Source organism: Mesorhizobium sp. M0633 (genome assembly GCF_040320645.1).
Classification (GTDB): Bacteria; Pseudomonadota; Alphaproteobacteria; order Rhizobiales; family Rhizobiaceae; genus Mesorhizobium.
The window spans coordinates 1-4,923 of record NZ_JAMYQC010000085.1 but is presented as its reverse complement, the minus strand read 5'-3'; the positions used below and the strand labels follow the sequence as shown (position 1 = coordinate 4,923).

Below are 4,923 nucleotides of genomic sequence, written 5' to 3'. Positions count from 1 at the left end.
CCAGAATCCAGCCTGGCCTCGCATCCAACGCCTCCGTGCAAATCACCAGGCGAAGTGAATCAAAATGCGGTCTCGATTGCCAGGTTTTTCGAGGTGTCCAGTTGGTTTATATCGAGGCGTGGGTGCGGCGCGATCATCCGTCGCGCCGCATTCGGACGATTGTAAACAAAGCGCTGGCCGCGTCGGGCGCGGGAGTTGACCGCTGTATTCGTCGATGGGGCGGCCTGGGACCATTCTGCCGCCGCCTACAATCTGGTGCGACTGCCGAAGCTGCTGACCGCGCCCGCAGGCTGCCAACTGATCGGCCGCTAGCGGATCATCGAAGCCAATCTGTGGGATCGCGGCTACCTGAACCTCGCCGGACCCGCAACCATCACCATCGGACCCTCCGACAACGGCGAGATCGCCTTTGGCGCCCTGCAAGCCGGCCTCGATCTGAGCTACAGCCCGTCGATAGTTCACTTCACATGGGGCGGATGTGACGAGATAGACTAAGGCACAGGCGATGGCCATGCGGAATTGCTCGACGATGGCTCGATCGAGATCACATTCGCCTACCACAACAGCGACGAAGCCATCCTCAAGGCAATACGGCAGACTTCTTCAACAGCCTGCGCTAGTCCCGCCGCGGCGGCCTGCAACCCTTCGCTTGCGCTTCAGATCCCGGGCGACCAGCGCAAAGTCCGGTTCGTCCAGGTCGCGTGGCGTGCGACCGGCAAAGCCCAACAGGGCCGCTCAAGCATCGCGTTGTCGGGGCCCGGCGGCACGTCGAGCTGGAAACGGACCCGTTGCCACGATAACCGCGATTCTGGATGATCTTCTTCTGAAGCACGCCGCGGGGTAATGTAGCTGCGCATTTCGCAAAAGCCGGACAGTGATTCCGCTAAGTCGCGGACAGCTGTTTCATTAAGTCGCGGACAGTTTGGCGGTGTCGGTTCTCGGGTGCCTTGTTGCGTTCATGGATGATTGATTTCGCCGTTTTCGGCGCCGGTCAAGAGGGGCGCGGCTTTTTGCTTTCGCATGCTGTCGCCCTGGAGCACGATGCGGTGGGCGTTGTGGACGATCCTGTCGAGAATGGCGTCGGCGACGGTGGGGTCGGCAATCAGGTCATGCCATTTGGCCACGGGGGCCTGGGCGGTGATCAGGGTGGATTTGCGCCGATAGCGTTCCTCGACGATTTCGAACAGATGGAAGCGCTGCTGGTCGGTGAGGCTGTGGGTTCCAAAGTCGTCGAGGATGAGCAGTTGCGCGCGGGTGAGTTTGTCGATGAGGCGCGGGAAGCGGCCATCTAGGCGGGCGAGCGCCAGATCCTCGAACAGGCGCGGCACGCGCACATAGAGCACGGAATGGTCAAGCCGTGCCGCTTGCCGACCGAAGGCGCAGGCCAGCCATGACTTGCCGGTGCCGGTTTGGCCGGTGACGATCAGGTTCTCATGCGCCTTCAGCCATTCACCTTGGGCGAGCGCCATGGTGCTGCGCCGGTTGAGCCCGCGCGTCGCGGCAAAATCGATGTCCTCGATGCAGGCTTCGGGAAAGCGCAGCCTGGCTGAGGCGAGCCGGTTCTTGACACGCTTGTCGGCACGCATGGCGACCTCGCGGTCGAGCATCAGGCCGAGCCACTCGTCGCGGCTGAGCTCATTGGCGTTGTTCTGTTCGGCCAGCTCGCGCCAGGCGGTGGCCATGCCGGCCAGGCCGAGGGTTTGCATCTGGTCGAGGGTGGGATTTGTCAGCATTCTTTCTTCCTTTCCTTACTGGTAATAGGTGCTGCCGCGGATGTTGGTGTGCGGCGGTGTCGGCTTTGCCGGCTCGGTCTGCGGTCTTGCCTGGTCGAGGCCGGATTTGAGGATGGCGGTGACGGAGGAGTAGGCGATCGCGTTGATCAGCAGCGCCCGCTCGCAGGCGGCATCGAGACGCTCCGGTCCATAACGTGGAGCCAGCGACAGAATGCCCATGGCCGAGCGGTATCCCTGTTCCGGATGCGGCCGGTCGCGCATCATGCGCTCGACCAGGATGGCGGCGTTGGGGCCGATCCTGGCCGCCCGGCCAATTAGGCTGGCCGGCGTCGTGTTGGCGTAGCGCTGATGCGCCTTGGGCATGTGTTCATTGACGGTGACATGGCCGGAACGCTGCGAGCGACGGACATGGCAGGCGACGCGCTGGTGATCGGGGAAGATCTCGACCACCCGGTGGGTGAGCCGCACCTCGACGGTGCGTCCGATCAGCCGGTGCGGCACCGAGTAGAAGGTCTTGTCGATCTCGACATGGTAATCGGGATGCACCTTCGCCGATTTCCACTCGGCATATTCGAACGGCGTCGCCGGCAGCGGCCTCAAGGCCACCCGCTCGATTTCCTCGAACAGTTCGCGGCGGCTTTTGCCGACATGGCGCATCGGCCGGTTGTTCAGCTCCTCGAGCAGCTCGGCGATCGCCGCATTGAGCTCAGCCAGCGAGAAGAAAGAGCGATTCCGGAGCCGGGCCAGAATCCAGCGCTCGACGATCAGCACCGCGCCTTCGACCTTGGCCTTGTCGCGCGGCTTTCGGCTGCGGGTCGGCAAGATGGTGGTGTCGTAATGCTCGGCCATCGCCGCAAAGGTCGTGTTCAGCGTCGGCTCGAACCACAACGCCTTGGCCACACCAGCCTTCAGGTTGTCGCAGACGATCGCCTTGGTGACTCCGCCGAAGAAGGCAAGCGCCCGCATCTGGCCGTCGATCCAGTCGGGCAGCTTCTGGCTGGAGCTGGCAAAGGCGAAGGTCAGATTGGAGGCGCCCAGCACCGCGACAAAGATCTGGGCGGCGTGGATGACGCCGGTAGCAGGATCGATGATCGGCACCGTCTGCCCGGCATAGTCGGTTTGCATCACCGCGCCCGCCGCATGCCGATTGCGGAACGTTGCGCTCGTTCGGCGCTCGAAAGCGGCGAAGTGCTCGCAGAACCAGGTGTAGCCGTAACCGTCGGGATGGGCAGCGCGATACTCCTGCCACAACAGCGTCAGCGTCACGCCCTTGCGCTTCAGCTCCCGGACGATCAGCGCCCAGTCGGGCTCACTCAGATCCTGTGGCGGCCGGCCCATCCGGCGGAACAGAAGCCGCTCGAGCGCGGCATCGTCGTCGTAGCCGGGCGGCAACGGCCAACGCGAAAGCCCCGCCTCGCTCGCGCGTAACAGATAGGTCGAAACCGTCGTCTTGCTGATCTTCAGCCGTTCCGATACCGCACGCACCGAAAGGCCATGCTCATGCGTCAGGCGCAAGATCGCCCGAATGTCCTTCACCGTCGTCTGTCTCGTTTGCTTCCGTCTTGGCATGGGCCCCTCGCAACGTCATCGTGAGAGGTCAAAATGCCAGAACGGCGCAGCCGAGAACCGACCGTCAAATCCGCCCCGGAAACTGTCCGGGACTTAGCGGAAATGCTGTCCGCGACTTACTGAAATCACTGTCCGGGACTTAGTGAAATCGGCGTCCGGGACTTACCGAAACACGCAATGTAGCCTAATTTGGTCTCGTTGGCATCGGAGCCCGACGTCCCGGAGAAGACGTTGCTCCTTGCCGGGAGCATTTCCCGAGAGGCCTGACAAGATGGCCAGTTCATCGGTCGTTGGGCGGCAAAACAGTGAAAAGGCAGGACGATACGCCTGACGCGACGCTGTTAGGGAACCCCGCGGTATCGACATAATCCAGGAAGTCAAAATGGCAAAATATTGCAAACGTTTAAAACCTTATTTCCAAAGGTTAACCTCCCGAAAAGTACGTTAAGTCTAAATTCAACCCAAATTAACGTTACGTGTTGGGTTGAGGTGATAGAGCTTTAGCGATGCCGATTGAAGGCGGCGCGCAGAGCCGCAGTCCTACAGCCGGCAGCTTTGTGCGACCAGTCAGGACATCCGACACAAATGGCTGCGGAGGAGAGCTATGGAACTTCCGCAGAGGATTGCAGTCTCACAACTTCGAGGGTCGACAACCAGAGCGTCCGGCCAGTTTTCTTTGGTCCCGCCGATACATTTTCCGGACGCAGCTAGGGAGGCGTTTGCGGTCGAGTTCGGCCGATTTCTCGACCAGACTGATGGCGTCGCTCAACCCGAGCAGTTGTTCGACCTGTTATCTGCCTTTGCGCTGAAATTCGCGTGCCCGTGGATCGCCTATGGTTCTCTTACACCCGATGGAAGCTTTTTGAAGTCGGTCCGACGCGAATCGGCGATCATGCTGAATTATCCTGATGAATGGCGGCAGCGCTATGTCGAAATGGGTTATGGCAGGATTGACCCCATCATCAAGGCGAGTCTAAAGCGGGCAGGCGCCTTTCGATGGAGCGAGGTGCACAACGACGCAAGTACGACCGAGGACGAACGGCGCGTTTTGGACGAGGCTGCGACGTTCGGCTTAAGGTCAGGCATCAGCGTTCCATTGCGTGGCCCCAATGACAGCTTAGCGATCATGAGCTTTGCTCGACCTTGGAACCGCGAATTCCCAAATAAAACAATCAGCTACTTGCAACTTGCCGCGGTTCATTTCCACCTGAGGGCCGCGAAGTTCGAGAATCCGAATGGCGTCGGGGAAGTTCCTAAACTTTCTGTACGAGAGAGGGAGTGCATTCTGTGGGTGACGAGAGGGAAATCCTCTTGGGAAACAGGAAAGATTCTGGGAATTTCTGTAAACACTGTCAATTTCCACATAAAAAATGTGATGCGGAAGTTGAACACTGTCAGCAGAACGGCTGCCGCTATAAAAGCAGTAAACTTGCGAATTGTCGAGTTGTAGGGGTCGTTTGTTGCATCAAGCCGGTATGAAGCCGTCGCCCAAGTGAAATGCGGGTTGTTGGCCACACTTGACCTGCCACTGAGAATTACCTCCATCTGAGATTAGAGTCCGGGCCTTGATTGAAGGACGGACTGATGAAGAGAAAGCGGTTTACGGAAGAGCAGATCATCG

At 60.0% G+C, this 4,923-nt stretch carries 4 protein-coding genes; 2 read left to right on the top strand and 2 right to left on the bottom strand.

Annotated elements, in window-relative coordinates; genetic code table 11:
* The first annotated feature begins 519 nt into the window (after nt 1-519).
* Nucleotides 520-816 carry a hypothetical protein gene (locus tag NKI47_RS34530; RefSeq protein WP_352596237.1) on the top strand — a complete coding sequence of 99 codons (297 nt, stop codon included), beginning with the start codon at nt 520-522 and terminating at the stop codon, nt 814-816.
* A gap of 140 nt (nt 817-956) precedes the next feature.
* Here the strand turns inward: NKI47_RS34530 and istB are convergent, their stop codons facing one another.
* Together istB and istA are read right to left on the bottom strand one after the other, a co-directional pair.
* Nucleotides 957-1,733, bottom strand: coding sequence for an IS21-like element helper ATPase IstB (gene istB / locus NKI47_RS34525; RefSeq protein ID WP_352596234.1), 777 nt, complete (start codon nt 1,731-1,733; stop codon nt 957-959).
* Between the two features lie 15 nt (nt 1,734-1,748).
* Nucleotides 1,749-3,302, bottom strand: a complete 1,554-nt coding sequence (gene istA / locus NKI47_RS34520; RefSeq protein ID WP_352596232.1) for an IS21 family transposase — start codon at nt 3,300-3,302, stop codon at nt 1,749-1,751.
* A 604-nt stretch (nt 3,303-3,906) separates the two neighbouring features.
* Between istA and NKI47_RS34515 the strand changes: the two genes are divergently transcribed.
* Entirely contained in the window at nt 3,907-4,752 is an 846-nt protein-coding gene (locus tag NKI47_RS34515) for a LuxR family transcriptional regulator (protein WP_352596229.1), read from the top strand.
* Nucleotides 4,753-4,923: the final 171 nt, after the last annotated feature.